This window comes from Pseudomonas sp. MF6767, assembly GCF_016405475.1.
Classification (GTDB): Bacteria; Pseudomonadota; Gammaproteobacteria; order Pseudomonadales; family Pseudomonadaceae; genus Aquipseudomonas; species Aquipseudomonas paracarnis.
Genome location: NZ_JAEKCY010000001.1, coordinates 161189 through 179679, shown reverse-complemented (window position 1 = coordinate 179679; position 18491 = coordinate 161189). Strand labels below are relative to the sequence as shown.

Sequence of the window (18491 nt, the reverse complement as noted above, 5' to 3'; positions counted from 1 at the left end):
CGGATTCTAGTAGGCCATCATTTTGCCTGCAAGCCTTGGATCCAAAAAAGCCCGAAGTGGCCCAGCAGGCAACAAAAAGCCCCGCCGGGCAGACCTGGCGGGGCTCTATTTACCGCGAACGATTACAGGCCGGCGGCGGTACGCAGGTCGTTGGCGCGGTCGGTTTTTTCCCACGTGAAGGTGCTGAAGGTGTCATCACCTACAGTCTTCTGCGCAGGGGTGCGGCCGAAGTGGCCGTAGGCTGCGGTTTCCTGGTACATCGGGTGCAGCAGGTCGAGCATGGTGGTGATTGCGTAAGGGCGCAGGTCGAAGATCTCACGCACCAGCTTGACGATCTTGTCATCGCTGATCTTGCCGGTGCCGAAGGTGTTCAGCGAGATCGACGTAGGCTGGGCCACGCCAATGGCGTAGGAAACCTGGATTTCGCAGCGCTCGGCCAGGCCGGCAGCCACGATGTTCTTGGCCACATAACGACCGGCGTAAGCCGCAGAGCGGTCAACCTTGGAAGGGTCCTTGCCGGAGAATGCACCACCGCCGTGACGGGCCATGCCGCCGTAGCTGTCGACGATGATCTTGCGGCCGGTCAGGCCGCAGTCGCCCACGGGGCCACCGATGATGAACTGGCCGGTCGGGTTGATGTGGAACTGGGTGTCCTTGGTCAGCAGTTCGGCAGGCAACACATGCTTGACGATCAGTTCCATCACGCCTTCACGCAGGTCGGCGTAGGACACGTCCGGGTTGTGCTGGGTCGACAGTACGACGGCGTCGATGCCCACGACTTTGCCGCCTTCGTAGCGGCAGGTCACCTGGGACTTGGCGTCAGGGCGCAGCCATGGCAGTACGCCGGATTTACGCGCCTCGGCCTGGCGTTGTACCAGCTGGTGCGAGAAGGTGATCGGCGCGGGCATCAGTACGTCGGTTTCGTTGCTGGCGTAGCCGAACATCAGGCCCTGGTCGCCGGCGCCCTGGTCTTCAGGCTTGGCCCGGTCAACGCCCTGGTTGATGTCCGGGGACTGCTTGCCGATGATGTTCATCACGCCGCAGGTTGCGCCGTCAAAGCCGACGTCGGAGCTGTTGTAGCCAATGTCGGTGATCACGTCACGCACGATCTGCTCCAGGTCGACCCAGGCAGTGGTGGTAACTTCGCCGGCGATGATCGCCACGCCCGTTTTCACCAGCGTCTCGCACGCCACACGGGCGAACTTGTCTTCAGCGATGATAGCGTCCAGCACCGCGTCAGAAATCTGGTCGGCGATTTTGTCCGGATGCCCTTCAGACACGGACTCGGAGGTGAAAAGGGAGTATTCGCTCATCTCGATGTTTTCCTGATATTTACCGATGGTGAGTGTCGCCAGCCGGTCGCTGAAAATGGCGGACCTGAATCTGGAAACCATTACGTAAACCTACATAGAGGCTTTCCCCGGGAACGAGTCCCGCAGCGGTGGCCCAACGGGCCAGATCGTCCTGTTCAAAACCCAGCCAGAGATCACCGCAGGCCTCCTTGGCCCAATTCTGGTTGTGGCTGCATAAATCCGTAACCAGGAGGCTACCGCCGGGGTGCAGCAACCCGGCCATTTGCTTGAGAGCTTCTGCCGGTGCGGCGAAATGGTGCAAGACCATGTTCAGCACCACGCAATCGGCTCGCAGGCCGGTGTCACTCAGGGCGTCGGCCAACTGCAGGCGCACATTTCCCAAGGCTTCGCGCTCACAGAGTTGGCGCGCCAGTTCAAGCATCGCCGGGCTGTTATCCAGCGCGGTCACCTGCTCGAAGCGGCGCGCCAGTTCGGGCAGGAAACCGCCGTCGCCAGGGCCGACTTCCAAGGCCGTGGCCTCTTCACTGAAGCTCAGCTTGTCCAGCAGCGCCAGTACGCTTTCGCGGTACTGTGCCAAGCCGGCGATCAGATCCTGCTGGGCGCGAAACTTATCGGCCACCCGTGAGAAAAAATCCTGGCTGGCGGCGGCGCGTTGCCCGTGCACCTGGCCGATACGCGATTGCACATCGCCGGGCAGGCACAAGTTATCCACTTCTTCGAGCAGGGCAGCGTGTAATTTGCCGCCAAGCAGTTCGGTATGGGGCAGTGCACGCCGGTAGAAAATCGCATTACCTTCGCGACGGGTGGCCACCAGGTCGGCCTGGGCCAGCACCTTCAAATGGTGGCTCATGCCGGACTGGCCGATGGCGAAGATCTGCGCCAGCTCCAGTACTCCGAAAGAATCGTTGGCCAGTGCGCGCAGTACGTTCAAGCGCAACGGATCGCCAGCGGCCTTGCACAAGGCAGCCAGTTCATCGCCGTCGTCAGGACGCAGGGAGGGCACGGGTAGGTTCATAAGGCCAGCAGTCTAGTGACGGGTGTAGATCCTCGCAAGGCCAATATCAAAAAGTTTTGATATTGAACGATAAGTGGCGGTTATAAGCCGTCGCTATAACCTTAAGACGAACCGGTTAAAGGTTTCTGCAAGGGATTGATGCCCAAAGCACAGGAAAAACGCCCTCAAGTGACTATCTGTCATTGCCCGCAGGCGGTGGCTGAGGGAAAATGCCGGTCCTTTTTTCCGTTTCTTTTCAGCAAACTCCAGGAGATCAGCGATGCCCAGCCGTCGTGAGCGTGCCAACGCCATTCGTGCCCTCAGCATGGATGCCGTGCAAAAAGCCAACAGCGGCCATCCCGGTGCCCCGATGGGCATGGCGGATATCGCCGAGGTACTTTGGCGTGACTACCTGAAACACAACCCGAGCAACCCGTCGTTCGCCGACCGTGACCGCTTCGTGCTGTCCAACGGCCACGGCTCGATGCTGATTTATTCGCTGCTGCACCTGACCGGCTACGATGTCACCATCGACGACCTCAAGAGCTTCCGTCAGCTGCACAGCCGCACCCCGGGCCACCCGGAATTCGGCTACACCCCGGGCGTCGAGACCACCACCGGTCCCCTGGGCCAAGGCCTGGCCAATGCGGTTGGTTTCGCCCTGGCGGAAAAAGTCCTGGGCGCGCAGTTCAACCGCCCCGGCCACGACATCGTTGACCACCACACCTACGTATTCCTGGGTGATGGCTGCATGATGGAAGGCATCTCCCACGAAGTCGCTTCCCTGGCCGGTACCCTGGGCCTGGGCAAGCTGATTGCCTTCTACGATGACAACGGCATCTCCATCGACGGTGAAGTCGAAGGCTGGTTCACCGACGACACGCCAAAGCGTTTCGAAGCCTACAACTGGCAGGTGATCCGCAACGTCGACGGCCACGATCCGGACGAAATCAAGATCGCCATCGACACCGCTCGCAAGAGCGCGCAGCCAACCCTGATCTGCTGCAAGACCACCATCGGTTTCGGCTCGCCGAACAAGCAAGGTAAAGAAGATTGCCACGGCGCCCCGCTGGGTGACGCGGAAATCGCCCTGACCCGCGAAGCGCTGAAGTGGAACCACGGCCCGTTCGAAATCCCGGCCGACATCTACGCCGAATGGGATGCCAAGGAAAAAGGCCTGGCGGCTGAATCCGAGTGGGACCAGCGTTTCGCTGCGTACTCCGCCGAATTCCCTGAATTGGCCAACGAGCTGGTACGCCGCCTGGCCGGTGACCTGCCTGCCGACTTCTCGGAAAAGGCCTCGGCCTACATCGCTGAAGTCGCGGCCAAGGGCGAGACCATCGCCAGCCGTAAAGCCAGCCAGAACACCCTGAACGCCTTTGGCCCGTTGCTGCCTGAGTTCCTCGGCGGTTCGGCTGACCTGGCCGGTTCCAACCTGACCCTGTGGAAGGGTTGCAAAGGTGTCTCGGCCGAAGACGCCAGCGGCAACTACATGTACTACGGCGTGCGCGAGTTCGGCATGAGCGCCATCATGAACGGCGTGTCCTTGCACGGCGGCCTGGTGCCATACGGCGCAACCTTCCTGATGTTCATGGAATACGCACGTAACGCCGTACGTATGGCGGCGCTGATGAAGAAGCGCGTGATCCACGTCTACACCCACGACTCCATCGGCCTGGGCGAAGACGGCCCGACGCACCAGCCGGTCGAGCAATTGACCAGCCTGCGCACCACGCCGAACCTGGATTGCTGGCGCCCAGCCGACGCCGTGGAATCCGCCGTGGCCTGGAAGCACGCCATCGAGCGCAAGGACGGCCCTTCGGCGCTGATCTTCTCGCGTCAGAACCTGCAGCACCAGGTGCGTACCGACGCGCAGATCGCCGACATCAGCCGTGGCGGTTATGTGCTCAAGGACTGCATCGGCGAGCCGGAGCTGATCCTGATCTCCACCGGTTCCGAAGTGGGCCTGACCGTTCAGGCGTACGACAAGCTGACCGAGCAAGGCCGCAACGTTCGCGTTGTGTCCATGCCGTGCACCAGCGTGTTCGAAGCCCAGGACGCCGGCTACAAGCAATCGGTGTTGCCGTTGCAGGTCAGTGCGCGTATCGCCATCGAGGCGGCTCACGCCGACTACTGGTACAAGTACGTGGGCCTGGAAGGCCGTGTGATCGGCATGACCACCTACGGTGAGTCGGCGCCGGCGCCAGCGTTGTTCGAAGAGTTCGGTTTCACCCTGGAAAACATCCTGGGTCAGGCTGAAGAGTTGCTGGAAGACTAAGTCAGTCTGCGTTGTCTGTACTGGCGCCATCGCGGGCAAGCCCGCTCCCACATTTGGATCACGGTCCACTGTGGGAGCGGGCTTGCCCGCGATGGCGCCAGTACATTCATCACTGAACTAACCTTGATCGAGAACCCCATGCCCCAACCGCGTCCCTACAAAGTTGCACTCAACGGCTACGGCCGCATTGGTCGTTGCGTCTTGCGTGCTCTGTTCGAGCGAGGGGCGGCGGCCGGGTTTGAAATTGTCGCGATCAATGATTTGGCCGACATGGCCAGCATCGAATACCTGACACGCTTTGACTCCACCCACGGCCGCTTCCCTGGCGAAGTGCGGGTTGAAGGCGATTGTCTGCATATCAATGGCAACTGCGTGCAAGTGTTGCGCAGTGCCACCCCCGAAGGCATCGACTGGAAAGCACTGGGCGTCGACCTGGTGCTGGAATGCTCCGGTGTCTATCACACCCGTGCCGATGGCCAGCGTTTTCTCGACGCCGGCGCACCGCGTGTGCTGTTTTCCCAGCCGATGGCCAGCGAGGCGGATGTCGACGCCACCATCGTCTACGGCATCAACCAGGATTGCCTGACCGGCGATGAGCTGCTGGTGTCCAACGCGTCGTGTACCACCAACTGCAGCGTGCCGTTGTTACGCCTGCTGGACCAGGCGATCGGCCTGGATTACGTGTCGATCACCACGATTCACTCGGCGATGAACGACCAGCCGGTCATCGACGCCTATCACCACGAAGACCTGCGCCGCACGCGTTCGGCGTTTCAGTCAGTGATTCCGGTGTCCACCGGCCTGGCGCGCGGCATCGAGCGACTGCTGCCGGAACTTGCCGGGCGAATCCAGGCCAAAGCCGTACGGGTGCCGACGGTGAATGTGTCTTGCCTGGATATCACCATGCAAACCGTCAGTGACACTGACGCGGCCGAGGTCAACCGAATCCTGCGCGACGCCGCCACCAGCGGCCCGCTCAAAGGTCTGTTGGCCTACACCGAGTTGCCCCACGCCAGTTGCGATTTCAACCATGACCCGCATTCGGCGATTGTCGATGCCAGCCAGACCCGCGTTTCCGGCCCCAGGCTGGTGAACATCCTGGCCTGGTTCGACAACGAATGGGGCTTTGCCAACCGCATGCTGGATGTTGCCGAACACTATCTGCACATCGCTTCTAAACAACCTCAACAGTAATTCAGGAACTGCGACCCATGACCGTGTTGAAGATGACCGACCTCGATCTGCAAGGTAAGCGCGTACTGATCCGCGAAGACCTCAACGTCCCCGTCAAGGACGGTGTTGTCACCAGCGATGCGCGAATCCTGGCCTCGCTGCCGACCATCAAGCTGGCCCTGGAAAAAGGCGCGGCCGTGATGGTCTGCTCCCACCTGGGTCGCCCGACCGAAGGTGAGTTCTCCGCCGAAAACAGCCTCAAGCCGGTCGCCGAGTACCTGAGCAAGGCCCTGGGCCGTGACGTGCCATTGGTTGCAGACTACCTGGGCGGCGTGGACGTGAAAGCCGGCGATATCGTGTTGTTCGAAAACGTGCGCTTCAACAAGGGCGAGAAAAAGAACAGCGACGAACTGGCCCAGCAATACGCCGCCCTGTGCGACGTGTTTGTGATGGACGCGTTCGGCACCGCCCACCGCGCCGAAGGTTCGACCCACGGCGTGGCCAAGTTCGCCAAGGTCGCCGCGGCGGGCCCGTTGTTGGCTGCCGAGCTGGATGCGCTGGGCAAGGCCCTGGGCGCTCCGGCCCAACCGATGGCGGCCATTGTTGCCGGCTCCAAGGTATCCACCAAACTGGACGTGCTCAACAGCCTGAGCCAGATCTGCAACCAACTGATCGTCGGCGGCGGCATTGCCAATACCTTCCTGGCCGCTGCCGGCCACCCGGTGGGCAAGTCCCTGTACGAGCCAGACCTGCTCGACACCGCCCGCGCCATCGCCGCAAAGGTCAGCGTACCGTTGCCGGTGGACGTGGTGGTTGCCAAGGAATTCGCGGAAAGCGCCGCGGCGACCGTCAAGCTTATCGCTGACGTGGCCGACGACGACATGATCCTGGACATCGGCCCACAAACGGCGGCCAACTTCGCCGAGCTGCTCAAGGCATCCCAGACTATCCTGTGGAATGGCCCGGTGGGCGTATTCGAGTTCGAGCAATTTGGCAACGGCACCAAAGTGCTGGCTAAAGCGATCGCTGAAAGCTCGGCGTTCTCCATCGCTGGCGGTGGCGATACCCTGGCGGCTATCGATAAATATGGTGTGGCTGATCAGATCTCCTACATTTCTACCGGTGGCGGCGCTTTCCTCGAGTTCGTCGAGGGCAAGGTGTTGCCAGCCGTGGAAGTGCTGGAAACCCGAGCCAAAGGTTAAGGCTCGCGTGATCAGGAAAAGGAGCGTTCCCATGATCAAGTCGTTGGCACTGGTGATCGCAGCGGGCCTGTTGGCCGGCTGCGGCAGCACACCCAGCGCGGCGCCGGAGGCGGATAACGCCAAGGCACCGTTGAGAAAAAGCTGTTACCAGGCTGACTGGCAAGCCGAGACCATGCCGGTGATCAACAAGCGCATCGGCAACGAACGGCTGGAGAAATACGACTCCGCGCCCAACGGTCAGGAACAGGGTTGCCCATGACGGGTCTGATCCACTAACCGATAGCAACGGTGGCCCCAGGTCGCCCTGCGAGGATTGGCAATGAAAGGCGTTTTCGCCCTGGCAGCCCTGGCCCTGTTGGCCGGCTGCAGCAGCATGAACCTGTTCGACAAGGCAGAGCCAGCCGACAAATGGACCACCTGGACCTGCGACAGCAAAGCCGAGGTCAACTGGCGCTTTGCCAACCAGGCCCGCTCCGAAGTGGATGTTCGCCTCGGCGGTTCGGACCAGGTTTATCGGCTCAAGCAAGAGGTAGCCGCTTCGGGCGTGCTGTACAGCGACGGCCAGTTGGCGTTTCACACCAAAGGTGAGGAAGGCCTGGTTTACTGGGTAGCGACGGATGATTTGATTGGGCGCGGCTGCAAAGCCAACTGAGAATACGATCTGAAGTCCAATGAGATCAAAATGTGGGAGCTGGCTTGCCTGCGATTGCGGTGGGTCAGCAAAGCCAATATCGACTGGTTCTCCGCCATCGCAGGCAAGCCAGCTCCCACATTGACCTGCTTCACAGTGGCACTAGCGCTAAGCCACACCAGCAATAACGATTCAGCAGCTCAAGCTCAACCCCTTGATCTGCAATAACTTGAATAGCAGCCGCCGCTACGGCAGGCTTGCACGATTAACGACCCTCGACCGGGAGAGACAACACAATGGCACTTATCAGCATGCGTCAAATGCTGGACCACGCAGCCGAGTTCGGCTACGGCGTCCCAGCCTTTAACGTCAACAACCTTGAGCAGATGCGCGCCATCATGGAGGCCGCTGACAAGACCGACTCCCCTGTGATCGTCCAGGCTTCGGCCGGTGCGCGCAAATACGCTGGCGCCCCGTTCCTGCGTCACCTGATCCTTGCTGCCATCGAAGAATTCCCGCACATCCCGGTGTGCATGCACCAGGACCACGGTACCAGCCCTGACGTGTGCCAGCGCTCGATCCAACTGGGCTTCAGCTCGGTGATGATGGACGGCTCCCTCGGTGAAGACGGCAAAACCCCAACCGACTACGAGTACAACGTACGCGTCACCCAACAAACCGTGGCCATGGCCCACGCCTGCGGCGTTTCGGTTGAAGGCGAGCTGGGCTGCCTGGGTTCGCTTGAAACCGGCATGGCCGGCGAAGAGGATGGCATCGGCGCCGAAGGCGTGCTGGATCACAGCCAGATGCTGACCGACCCGGAAGAAGCCGCCGATTTCGTCAAGAAGACCCAGGTCGACGCCCTGGCCATCGCCATCGGCACCAGCCACGGCGCCTACAAGTTCACCAAGCCACCTACCGGCGACGTGTTGGCCATCGACCGCATCAAGGAAATCCACAAGCGCATCCCCAACACCCACCTGGTGATGCACGGTTCTTCCTCGGTACCGCAAGAGTGGCTGGCGATCATCAACCAGTACGGCGGCGACATCAAAGAAACCTACGGCGTACCGGTTGAAGAAATCGTCGAAGGCATCAAGTACGGCGTGCGCAAGGTCAACATCGACACCGACCTGCGCCTGGCATCCACCGGTGCGATGCGTCGCCTGATGGCCACCAACCCGAGCGAGTTCGACCCACGTAAATTCTTCGGCGCCACTGTGACGGCGATGCGTGATGTGTGTATTGCGCGTTATGAAGCCTTTGGTACTGCGGGTAATGCTTCGAAGATCAAGCCGATCTCGTTGGAAGCGATGTACCAGCGGTATTTGAAAGGTGAGTTGAACGCTAAGGTGAACTAAGCCTCAAGTGTTAATAAAAGCCCGCAGCGATGCGGGCTTTTTTATGGACACCATTTAATCAACTTGCAGATGAAGCGCCGAAACCACGGCGTTCTTTGGCTTGTCGCAACGGTGCTGTAGCGCCCACACCGGACCTTGAGCCGACGCACGGTCAATGTGGGAGCCGGGCTTGCCCGCGATGGCAGTGTGTCAGGCGCCGAGGATATTGGCTGATACGCCGCCATCGCGGGCAAGCCCGGCTCCCACAGGGTGCAACGGTGTGTTTAAGACTTTGGGTTTATCGGGGAAAAATCCTGTGTCTCACGGGACGATTCACTCGTGATCAATATCCAATTTCGCAAACGTCACCCGCGCACCCTCATTGGTGTCGCCCGTATTGTCCTGCACATACACCCCCGCCTTGAAGTACAGCGGCTTGTCACCCCATGCCGCGCCAATCCGTTCATTCCACTCACTGTCAGCGGCATACACGCTCAGCAGCCCGGCTTTGTTGAGGTTGATCACGTAGGTGAAGCTCTTCTGCAGTGGCACATTGGAGGCGACGATGATCACCTGGCTTTCGGCCTCGTCCGGGCGCATGCGCACTTTGGCGACGATGTTGCCGGTCTGGGTTTTCTCCTTGAATTGGTACTCCAGCTTGATCAGCGGTTTCTGGCTGTCGTAGGCATGGATCTGGCCGATCACGATCTTGCCGGAGGAGGGCACCTGGTTGACGGTGAGGGTGGCGCGCAGGAAGTTGTCGGCCTCGGGGTAGGTCCAGTTACGCAGGCGGCCGTCGGCGTAGGTTTCGCGCAGTTCGCTGCGTGGGTAGATGGCGTTTTCGGTGCGCGAGCCCGTCACAGGTGTCCAGAACTGCACGTCGCTGCCTTCGGCCTGGAAGTATTGATCGTTGAAGCCGCTCAGCAGCCTTGGCGTTTCAATGGTCGTGGGTGGGGAGCCGACCGGAATGCTCAGGTTCCAGGTGGAAAGGTCGATCATGGTGTTGGCCTTTTTACAGAGGGTGTAGGCATTGGCCCAAAGGGCCTTCCAGGTTCTTTATAGGCCGTGCTGGTGAGATTGTTAAACAATTGCTGGCAATTTATTGGCGTCAGCTAAATGTCAAAAAGCCATGTCGCCCGTGAACCGCGGGCTACAGGGCCTTACCGTTAGTCGGCTTCCTGGCCTTTGGCACAATGAGGGCACCCACGTCACTTCTGCTTTTTTGGCCGCGCGGCTAGAGTGAGCCCTCAGTGTTTATCCGGCCTTGGTAGCAAAAGTGACCGGTGCAGCTCCCTAAGGAAGAGACGTAGCATGGATGGCGCTCCACAACACGACGATGCAATTTCGGTTCTGTTGGTGGTCGATGACTACCCGGAAAACCTCGTCAGCATGCGTGCGCTGTTGCAGCGTGACGACTGGCGGGTGATAACCGCCGCGTCTGGCCTGGAAGCCTTGGAGTTACTGCTGGCCCACGAGGTCGACCTGGTGCTGCTGGACGTGCGCATGCCGGGCATGGACGGTTTCGAGGTGGCGCGCCTGATGCGTGGCAGCCAGCGTACGCGCATGACGCCGATTATCTTTCTGACGGCCACCGCCCATTCGCCCGACGCGGTGCTGGAAGGCTACGCCAGTGGTGCGATCGACTACCTGTTCAAGCCCTTTGACCCGCACATCCTCAAGCCCAAGGTGCAGGCCTTGCTCGAGCACCAGCGCAATCGCCGTGCCTTGCAGCGCCTGAGCCATGACCTGGAATTGGCCCGCGCTTTTAATGCCTCGGTGCTGGATAACGCCGCCGAGGGCATTCTGGTGGTGAGCGAAAACAGTGTGATCGAGTATGCCAACCCGGCCATTTCCCGGCTGTTGAATGCAACGATGGCTGAGTTGCAGGGCGAAAGTTTCCTCAGTTTCCTGCAAAAGCCCCATGTGCCAGCCTGGTTGGGCTTTCCCATGTACGAGGCATATCGCCGGGGCGAGACGTGGCGCCAACACGATGCCATTTTGCGCACCGGTCGGGGCCAGCAAGTGCCGGTAGCGTTGTCCTGCGCGCCTTTGCCTGCGGAGCAGAAGGCAATGGTGGTGACGGTGCTGGACATGTCTGAAGTGCGTCACCTGCATCAGCAACTGGAATTCCAGGCCGTGACCGACCCGCTGACCGGGCTGCTGAACCGGCGCGGTTTCCATCAGGCGATGGAGAATACGTTGCTGCGCAGCGAACGTAGCGAGCAGGCGCTGGTATTGCTGTACCTGGACCTGGATGGCTTCAAGCGGGTCAACGATACGTTGGGCCATGACGCCGGGGATCGCGTGCTGCGTTGGGTTTCGGAGCAGATGCAAGCATGCCTGCGTTCCTACGACATTCTCGGGCGCATGGGTGGGGATGAATTCACCGCGTTGCTGGAGCTGGAGTTTCCCGAGCAGGCCGCGAAGATCGCGGAAAAGCTCATCGAGCGGGTATCGGTGTGCCAGCAGGTCGATGGTCTGGAGGTGATGCTTGGGGTCAGTATTGGCATCGCGACGTTCCCGGATTGCGGCTCGGACTTGAGCGGCCTGCTACGGGCCGCGGACATTGCCATGTACGAAGCCAAGCGCGCCGGCCGTCAGCAGTATCGTTACTACGACCAGGAAATGAACGGCCGCGCCCGCTCGCGGTTGATGCTGGAAGACAGTGTACGTACCGCCATCGCCAACAAGGATTTCACCTTGGTGTACCAGCCTCAGGTCTCTCTGGAAGACGGGCGTTTGCGCGGCGTCGAAGCGCTGTTGCGCTGGCAGCATCCCAGCGTCGGCGATGTGCCGCCGGGCCTGTTCTTGCCACTGCTGGAAGAGGCGCGGTTGATCAACCAGTTGAGTGCCTGGATCTACCAGCAAGTCGCCGCCCAGCGCCAGGCCTGGCAAGCCACCTTCGACCCCGAACTGGTGTTGAGCGTGAGCCTGAGCAGCAGCCAGTTCAACATGCCCAACCTGGCCAACCAACTGCAGCAGATGCTGGAGCGACATGGGTTACAGGCGCGACAACTGGAGGTGGAAATCGGCGAAGACTGCTTGATGAGCAATCTCGCCGAGTCCACCAAGCAACTCCAGTTACTGCGCCGGATAGGGGTGCGGATTGCCCTGGACGATTTTGGCTGCGGCCAGTGCTCCCTGGCCCATTTGCGCGACTTGGCGTTCGACACCCTCAAGCTCGACCCTCAACTGGTGGCCCGCCTGCCTGGCTCGGTGCGGGATGCGGCGATGGCGCGCAGCATCATCCAACTGTGTGAGCATTTTGGTGTGCTGGTGATCGCCGAAGGCGTGGAGACCCTTGAGCAAACCCAGTGGCTCAAGGCCAATGGCTGCGCCCATATCCAGGGGCCGTGGGCTGCGCTGCCGTTGATGGCCGAGGACGTTGCCGGCTGGTCGTACCCTCGCGCGCTTTGAATTCGCTACACTGGCGCCCGTCCCAATTGCGTTGCAGAGCCCATGACCGCGTTGAAATACCTCCAGGCATACCCCGCCGCGCTCCAGGAGCAAGTGCGCCAACTGATCGCCAAGGACCAGTTGGGGGCTTACCTGGACCAGCGTTACCCCGAACGCCATGCGGTGCAGAGCGACAAGGCCCTGTACGCCTATGCCCTGGCCTTGAAGCAGGAGCACCTGCGCAACGCGCCGTCTATCGACAAAGTGCTGTTCGACAACCGCCTGGACCTGACCCATCGTGCCTTGGGTTTACACACCACGATTTCCCGGGTGCAGGGCGGTAATCTCAAATCCAAGAAAGAGATCCGCATCGCTTCGCTGTTCAAGGAGGCGGCCCCGGAGTTTCTGCGCATGATCGTGGTGCACGAGCTGGCGCACTTCAAGGAATCGGACCACAACAAGGCGTTCTATAAACTCTGCCAATACATGATGCCGGGCTACCATCAGGTGGAATTCGACCTGCGTGTGTACCTCACCTGGCGCGATTTGCAGGGTAAGCCCTAACCCCAAGGCGACTGACCATGGATGTGAGCAAGACCAAAAGCAGCTTCTACCGCCGCCTGTACGTGGCGTACTTGATCGACAGCCAACTGGCCAGCAGCGTCCCGGCGCTGACCGAGGCCACCGGTATGCCTCGGCGTACCGCCCAGGACACCATTGCGGCGTTGGCCGACCTGGATATTGTGTGTGAGTTCGAGCAGGAGGACGGTGCGCGTCACCATGCCGGGCGCTATCGGATTCGGGACTGGGGGGCGATTGATCGGGGGTGGATCGAGGCTAATCTGGCGTCGATCAAGCAGGTGTTGGGCTATCCCTGAAGGTCGGCTTAGGCAGGACTGACGCTATCGCGGGCAAGCCCGGCTCCCACAGTCCAATGTGGGAGCTGGCTTGCCTGCGATGGCGCTCTCAGATGCGCCGCATACCAATATGTGGAATATCATCTTCCAGGTATTCCTCACCCGCCACCACAAACCCATATCGCCCGTAATACCCCTGCAAATGCGCCTGGGCCGAGAGAAAAATCGGCGTTTGCGGCCAGATATCCTCAATGCGCTCAAGCGCCTCCTCCATCATGTGATGCCCCAGCCCGGTGCCCCGTGCCGCTGGCGAAACGATGACGCGACCAATCACCACATCGCCGCCCTGGGACTCCGGGTCCAGCAGGCGCAGGTAAGCCAATAGCTCATTATCTTGCCAGGCCATCAGGTGATGGGTGTCACCCGCCAGGTCCTGCCCGTCGATGTCCTGATACGCGCATTTCTGCTCGACGACGAATACCTCGCTGCGCAAGCGCAGGACGGCATACAGCTGGTCCTTGCCCAAGTCGTCGTGATGTTTGCAAATCCAATCAACCGTCATGATGTGTGCTCTTGTAAAGACGTGCCTGGATAGTAAGCGCGGCGGGCGCTGCTGTCTAAAATTGGCAAATGTGTGAATGGCGTCAATTTGCCATCATTGAGTGCGTGCGCTGCTGGCTGCTTTGTGTAATCTGCAATGCAGGCTCATTGATGAGCTACTGTTATCAGGCCACCGCCTGCCCGCCAAGGACTTTGAGCATGCCGAGATTGACTCGTGCCGTTGCTTTGATCGCAGTGCTGCTGCTGGCCCAGCCGGTGCTGGCACAGCGTCTGCGTCTGGTGGCGGATGGCTGGCCGCCCTTCACCGATGCCACCTTGATCAATGGCGGTTTGGCCACGGATATCGTCAGCACGGCCCTGGCCCGTGCGGGGTACGCCAGTGACTTTGAGCAGGTGCCCTGGGCCCGTGCGCTCAAGGGCGTGGGCGATGGGCGCTACGATGTGCTGATCAACGCCTGGTACGACGAGGCCCGCACGCAGTTTGGCCAGTTTTCTGCTGAGTACCTGCTTAACCGTGTGCGCTTTCTCAAGCGCAGCGACGATGACATTGTTTATCACAGCCTGGCCCGACTGCGCGACGAGACCATCGCCGTGGTACGCGGTTACGCTTACTCGGCGGCGTTCGATCAAGACTCCCAGCTACAGAAAGTACCCGTGCACAACTTCGCCATGGCGGTGCGCATGCTCGCTGCGCGGCGTGTGCGGTTGACGCTGGAGGACGAATACGTAGCGCGTTATTACCTGGCTCGGGAGTCGCCGCGGGTGCGCAATGCGGTGGCGTTTGTGGGCAAGCCGTTGAGCGAGAACAGCCTGCACATTCTGGTCAGTTTGAAGAACCCCGAGCACGCGCAGATTGTCGCCAGCTTTGATCGGGAGATTGCCAGGATGAAGGCTGATGGCAGTTATGCGCGCTTGATGAAGGCGCATGGGATGTAGCGTGCTTGCGGGCCTCATCGCGGGCAAGCCGGGCTCCCACATTTTGCCCGCATTCTTATGTTGGAACTCGGTCAAATGTGGGAACTGGCTTGCCTGCGATAGCGGTCTAAGCCGCACCGGTATCCTTGATCAGATGCGCCGCCAACGTACGCAACGGCCCCAACTGCCGGCAGATCAACGCCAACTGCGTCTGCACCAACCGCTGCGCCTCATCGATCTCATCGGGCATTTGCTCCAGCTCGGCTGCCAACCCCTCCTCGGCATCACTCTGGATCGCAATCGACTGTTTGTTGGCCAGGCCCGTAGCAATCTCATCGATACTCGCCGCCAGGCTGTTGCCCGCGCCTTCGATCAAGTGCTCGCGCACGTCGGCCGGTAACTGAGTATCGCGGTGCGCACCCAACCCCGACAAATAGCTGAGCAAGGTGTGAGACAGCACCAGGAACCGAAAACCCACGTCGGCTTCCTTACGAAAGTGCCCCGGCTCCATCAGCATATTGGCCAGGGTGGTGGACAACGCGGCGTCGGCGTTGTGCGCGTTGCGGCGGGCCAGGCGGTAAGCCAGGTCGTCGCTCTTGCCGGCGGCGTATTGCTGCATGATCTGGCGCAGGTAGATGCTGTTGCAGGTCAGGGTGTTGGCCAGCACTTTGTTCAAGCGCCGGCCTTGCCAGTCCGGCAGGAACAGGAATACCGCCAGGCCAGCGATCAGGCTGCCGAGCAAGGTATCGAACAGGCGTGGCAGGAACAGCCCGTAGCCATCACCCACCTGGTTGAAGCAGAACAGCACCATCAGGGTGATCGCCGCCGTCGCCAGGGTGTAGCGGGTGGTGCGGTTGATAAAGAACACCAGGCCCGCGGCGATAGCGAACATCGACTGCACCACCGGGTTGGGGAACAGATCGAACAGCGCCCAGGCCACGGTGAGGCCGATGGCGGTGCCGATAATCCGCTGGCCGAGCTTGCGCCGGGTGGCGCCGTAGCTCGGTTGGCAGACGAACAGGGTGGTGAGGATGATCCAGTAACCCTGGGACGCGTGGATAGCGTGCAGGGTGGCGTAGCCGACGGTCAACGCCAGGGACAGGCGCAGGGCATGGCGAAACAGCAGCGAGGTGGGTGTGAGTTGGGTGCGCAGGCGCGTCCACATTTCCTTGAGGTTGCGCGGGGCGCGGTCCAACAGGTTGCTGTCGGTGGCGTCCGCCAGGGCATCGGGATTGCTGGCGTCGCCCAGCAGGCGGTCGAGTGTGGACAGGTTGGCCGCCAAGGCGCGCAATGAACGCAGCAGGCCGCGCCAGGCCGGGTTGCTCTGGATGCGCAGGTGCTCCAGGGACGCGTTGAGGTCGCCCAGGGCCTGGGCAAAACTGTCGTCATAGATGAACGGTTGGCGCAGTTGGATCGACTCGGCCAGGGTCTGGCAGGCCTTGCCTTGCTGGCGCAGCAAGCGCTGGCAGCGAAACAGCACATCGCTATGGAAGAAGGCTTCAGTGAGGGCGTTGTAGGGGTAGTGGGAGGAACTGGCGCGCTCGTGGATGTCCTGGGCCAGGAAGTACAGTTTCAGGTAGCGGCTGACCTTCGACCCCGGTCGCCCATTGCCGACGCGGTGCAGGATGATTTCCTTCGCGGCATTCAGCGCAGCCACTACCCGGCCATTTTGCTGGGCCAATTCCAGGCGCCGCGCTTCCACGTCCAGCTGCCGGATCGGTTCGAACAACGATGACTTGAGCTTGAGGTAACGCCCCAGCTCGCGGAACAATCGCGCCAGGCTCTGCTGTACCGGCTGGTTGGAAAACAGCGCCTGCCACAGTACGGACAACACACCGTACCAGGCGGCACCGGCCACCAGCAGCAGCGGCTCATGCCAGAAATCCGTGACGGCGCCACCGCGCTGGTCCACGCCGATCATGGTGTAGACCGACAGAATCAAGGTGGCCGAAGCAATCGCGCCATAGCGTTCGCCCAGTGCGCCGAGCATGGTCAGGCCGAAACTGGCCAGGGCCAGGGCGATGGCAAATATCCAGGGGTAAGGGAACAGCAGCTCCACCGACAGCGCGGCAATGCTGAAACACACCAGTGTCACCGCCAGCGCGTTGAGGCGGCCTTGCCAGCTGTCATCCGTCTCGGCCAGGGCGCTGGCGATAATCCCCAGGAAGAGCGGGATCAGCAGCGTCATTTCATCCTGGTACCAACACAACGCCATGCTGCCGGTGAGGGCGATGAACACCCGTACGCTGTAGCTGAATTTATCCAGCGCCCACAGGCGCCGCATGGACTGCTTGAACGAGGTCGATGACATGAAGTCTGGAGTCTTCCGGGACGTTGTCGCTAAATTGAGCCAGTAATGACGCCACGGCAAGCGTAGCGATCACATCGAACAGCAAAATTTTCAGTATCACTGCAAAACCAATGTGGGAGCGGGCTTGCCTGCGATAACGATGTGGGATTCACCGCCGCTATCGCAGGCAAGCCAGCTCCCACAGGGGGTTGCATCTCAAGGTGCACGTCAGGCGTATTGCGCGGCCGCGTAGCCGGAGGCCCAGGCCCACTGGAAGTTGAACCCGCCCAGGTGGCCGGTCACGTCTAGCACTTCGCCGATAAAGTACAGGCCGGGGCTTTTCAGCGATTCCATGGTCTTGGAGGACACTTCCCGCGTATCCACCCCGCCCAATGTTACCTCGGCGGTGCGATAACCCTCGGTGCCGGCCGGTACCAGTTGCCAGCTCCCCAGCTTTTGCGCGATATCGGCAATTTCAGCGTGGGTGTACTGCTTCATAGGCTTGGATTCGAACCAGCTTTGGGCCAGCAGGTTGGCCATCTTCTTGGTGAAGATCTCACCCAACAGGGTTTTCAATTCGCTGTTGGGGTGTTCGGCCTGTTGCTGTTGCAGCCAGGCATGGGCGTCGTGGTCGGGCAGCAGGTTGATTTCTACCGTGTCGCCGGAGTGCCAATACGAGGAAATCTGCAAAATCGCCGGCCCGCTCAGGCCGCGATGGGTGAACAGGATATTCTCGCGAAAGCTCTGGCCGTTGCAGCTCACCAGGCAGTCGACCGAGGTGCCGGACAACTCGCCGCACAACTCCTTGAGCTGGTCGGTGATGGTGAACGGCACCAGCCCGGCGCGGGTCGGCAGCAGTTCATGGCCGAATTGCCTGGCCACTTGGTAGCCGAAACCGGTGGCGCCCAGCGTCGGGATCGACAAGCCGCCAGTGGCGATCACCAGGGATTCACAGCGCAACTCACCCAGGGTGGTTTGCAGTTGATAGCCGCTTTCGAGCTTGGCGATTGCCTCGATGGAGGTGTCCAGGTGCAGGCTCACGCCGGTCTGGATGCACTCGTCGAGCAGCATGCCGAGGATGTCGCTGGACTTGTTGTCGCAGAACAGCTGGCCGAGTTTCTTCTCGTGGTATGGCACGCCGTGCTTGGCCACCAACCCGATGAAGTCCCACTGGGTATAGCGGGCCAGGGCGGATTTGCAGAAGTGCGCGTTGTGCGAGAGGAAGTTGGCCGGCTCGGTGTACATGTTGGTGAAGTTGCAGCGGCCGCCACCGGACATCAGGATTTTCTTGCCGGCCTTGTTGGCGTGGTCGATCAACATCACCTTGCGCCCACGCCCGGCGGCGGTCAGCGCGCACATCAAGCCTGCGGCGCCGGCGCCAATGATCACAACTTCGGTCGAGCGCACAGCCATGTCCTCACAAAACTATTGATTTGAAATGCAATCAACACTGTGGGAGCTGGCTTGCCTGCGATGGCGGTAGTGGATTCACCGTCGCTATCGCAGGCAAGCCAGCTCCCACAGTGATTCGGTCCTTGCAG

General features: G+C 60.8%; 16 protein-coding genes. 10 read left to right on the top strand and 6 right to left on the bottom strand.

Translation table 11 applies throughout. The features are described from left to right. Window positions 1-122 precede the first annotated feature (122 nt). Window positions 123-1313: a methionine adenosyltransferase gene (gene metK / locus JFT58_RS00790; RefSeq protein WP_003194964.1), complete on the bottom strand. Its 1191-nt coding sequence runs from the start codon at window positions 1311-1313 to the stop codon at window positions 123-125. 19 nt (window positions 1314-1332) lie between these two features. Beyond that, the gene (locus tag JFT58_RS00785; RefSeq protein ID WP_054899040.1) at window positions 1333-2328 is read right to left on the bottom strand and encodes an ArsR/SmtB family transcription factor; all 996 of its coding nucleotides are present in this window, start codon (window positions 2326-2328) and stop codon (window positions 1333-1335) included. A 259-nt stretch (window positions 2329-2587) separates the two neighbouring features. Here JFT58_RS00785 and tkt point away from each other — a divergent pair, with 259 nt between their 5' ends. The 6 genes from tkt (at window position 2588) to fba (ending at window position 8952) form a co-directional block, all read left to right on the top strand. Continuing rightward, window positions 2588-4585, top strand: coding sequence for a transketolase (tkt, locus tag JFT58_RS00780; RefSeq protein ID WP_103299444.1), 1998 nt, complete (start codon window positions 2588-2590; stop codon window positions 4583-4585). A gap of 138 nt (window positions 4586-4723) precedes the next feature. After that, window positions 4724-5779, top strand: a complete 1056-nt coding sequence (gene epd, locus JFT58_RS00775) for an erythrose-4-phosphate dehydrogenase (RefSeq protein WP_003194958.1) — start codon at window positions 4724-4726, stop codon at window positions 5777-5779. Between the two features lie 17 nt (window positions 5780-5796). After that, the gene (locus JFT58_RS00770; protein WP_054898179.1) at window positions 5797-6960 is read left to right on the top strand and encodes a phosphoglycerate kinase; all 1164 of its coding nucleotides are present in this window, start codon (window positions 5797-5799) and stop codon (window positions 6958-6960) included. Between the two features lie 31 nt (window positions 6961-6991). Then, the gene (locus JFT58_RS00765) at window positions 6992-7219 is read left to right on the top strand and encodes a hypothetical protein (protein WP_003194953.1); all 228 of its coding nucleotides are present in this window, start codon (window positions 6992-6994) and stop codon (window positions 7217-7219) included. A gap of 60 nt (window positions 7220-7279) precedes the next feature. Continuing rightward, a complete protein-coding gene (locus JFT58_RS00760; RefSeq protein ID WP_054898180.1) occupies window positions 7280-7612 on the top strand; it encodes an MliC family protein in 333 nt (110 codons plus the stop codon). A 275-nt stretch (window positions 7613-7887) separates the two neighbouring features. After that, on the top strand, window positions 7888-8952 hold the full coding sequence (gene fba, locus JFT58_RS00755; RefSeq protein ID WP_003177554.1) for a class II fructose-bisphosphate aldolase: 1065 nt from the start codon (window positions 7888-7890) through the stop codon (window positions 8950-8952). A gap of 312 nt (window positions 8953-9264) precedes the next feature. On the opposite strand, the gene JFT58_RS00750 is transcribed toward fba, so the two are convergent. Next, entirely contained in the window at window positions 9265-9930 is a 666-nt protein-coding gene (locus JFT58_RS00750; protein WP_003194947.1) for a polysaccharide lyase family 7 protein, read from the bottom strand. A 312-nt stretch (window positions 9931-10242) separates the two neighbouring features. Between JFT58_RS00750 and JFT58_RS00745 the strand changes: the two genes are divergently transcribed. The 3 genes from JFT58_RS00745 to JFT58_RS00735 are packed head-to-tail and all read left to right on the top strand — an operon-like array spanning window position 10243 to window position 13205. Then, complete coding sequence (locus JFT58_RS00745) at window positions 10243-12348, top strand: putative bifunctional diguanylate cyclase/phosphodiesterase (protein WP_054898181.1); 2106 nt, start codon at window positions 10243-10245, stop codon at window positions 12346-12348. Between the two features lie 42 nt (window positions 12349-12390). After that, the gene (locus JFT58_RS00740; RefSeq protein ID WP_034128904.1) at window positions 12391-12891 is read left to right on the top strand and encodes a M48 metallopeptidase family protein; all 501 of its coding nucleotides are present in this window, start codon (window positions 12391-12393) and stop codon (window positions 12889-12891) included. A 17-nt stretch (window positions 12892-12908) separates the two neighbouring features. Continuing rightward, entirely contained in the window at window positions 12909-13205 is a 297-nt protein-coding gene (locus JFT58_RS00735; protein WP_014720272.1) for a winged helix-turn-helix domain-containing protein, read from the top strand. An 88-nt stretch (window positions 13206-13293) separates the two neighbouring features. On the opposite strand, the gene JFT58_RS00730 is transcribed toward JFT58_RS00735, so the two are convergent. Beyond that, a complete protein-coding gene (locus tag JFT58_RS00730) occupies window positions 13294-13746 on the bottom strand; it encodes a GNAT family N-acetyltransferase (RefSeq protein WP_054898182.1) in 453 nt (150 codons plus the stop codon). A 197-nt stretch (window positions 13747-13943) separates the two neighbouring features. On the opposite strand from JFT58_RS00730, the gene JFT58_RS00725 reads away from it, so the two are divergent. Beyond that, window positions 13944-14681 carry a substrate-binding periplasmic protein gene (locus JFT58_RS00725; RefSeq protein WP_054898183.1) on the top strand — a complete coding sequence of 246 codons (738 nt, stop codon included), beginning with the start codon at window positions 13944-13946 and terminating at the stop codon, window positions 14679-14681. Between the two features lie 106 nt (window positions 14682-14787). Here JFT58_RS00725 and yccS read toward each other — a convergent pair whose 3' ends face one another. After that, window positions 14788-16971 carry a YccS family putative transporter gene (yccS, locus tag JFT58_RS00720; protein WP_034128901.1) on the bottom strand — a complete coding sequence of 728 codons (2184 nt, stop codon included), beginning with the start codon at window positions 16969-16971 and terminating at the stop codon, window positions 14788-14790. A 207-nt stretch (window positions 16972-17178) separates the two neighbouring features. Further along, the gene (locus JFT58_RS00715) at window positions 17179-18357 is read right to left on the bottom strand and encodes an NAD(P)/FAD-dependent oxidoreductase (protein ID WP_034129071.1); all 1179 of its coding nucleotides are present in this window, start codon (window positions 18355-18357) and stop codon (window positions 17179-17181) included. Between the last annotated feature and the right edge of the window lie 134 nt (window positions 18358-18491).